Source organism: Bradyrhizobium uaiense, from assembly GCF_010811875.1.
GTDB lineage: Bacteria > Pseudomonadota > Alphaproteobacteria > Rhizobiales > Xanthobacteraceae > Bradyrhizobium > Bradyrhizobium uaiense.
In genome coordinates, this window is the sequence record NZ_VKHP01000556.1 from 1 (window position 1) to 613 (window position 613).

At 63.8% G+C, this 613-nt stretch carries 2 pseudogenes; one reads left to right on the forward strand and one right to left on the reverse strand.

What is annotated here, in order from left to right:
• A pseudogene (locus FNJ47_RS46440) lies at positions 1-263 on the forward strand (aspartate aminotransferase family protein); the annotation flags it as partial.
• Positions 264-376: 113 nt separating this feature from the next.
• Here the strand turns inward: FNJ47_RS46440 and FNJ47_RS52135 are convergent.
• Positions 377-499: pseudogene (locus FNJ47_RS52135) on the reverse strand (anti-sigma factor family protein); the annotation flags it as partial.
• Between the last annotated feature and the right edge of the window lie 114 nt (positions 500-613).

The window sequence follows — 613 nt, forward strand, 5'->3', positions numbered from 1 at the left end:
ATCTGCTGGAGACCGCCAACAAGGGCCTGTTCTGCCAGCTCATCACGGTGCCGCTGTTCAAGGATCATAAGATCCTGACCCAGGTCGCCGGCCACGGCCTCCACACCATCAAGCTGCTGCCGCCGCTCATGATCACCGAAGAGGACTGCGGCTGGATCGAAAAGTCGTTCGACGACGTGATCGCCGGCAGCCACAAGGTCCCCGGCGCGATCTGGTCGCTCGGCAAGACGCTGGTCGACAACGCAGTGCGCAAGTCGGCGTAAACACGACCCCGTAACCGAACGGTAGCCCGGATGGAGCGAAGCGCAATCCGGGGTTCTTGACACTCGCGAGACCGTTCCCGGATTGCGCTGCGCTCCATCCGGGCTACGCGACTTCACCCCTCCTTGTTCGCGCGCATCGCGCTCTCGAACCTGTCGCCGAACTCGGAGAGCTCGTCGGCGCCGAGATCGCTGACCGCCCAGTAGTTCAGGCCGCGGTCGCTCCAGCGGCGGCAGCAGCTTGATGGTGTGGAGGCCGTGGCCGGCGACCTGGGTCAGGATCTTATGATCCTTGAACAGCGGCACCGTGATGAGCTGGCAGAACAGGCCCTTGTTGGCGGTCTCCAGCAGAT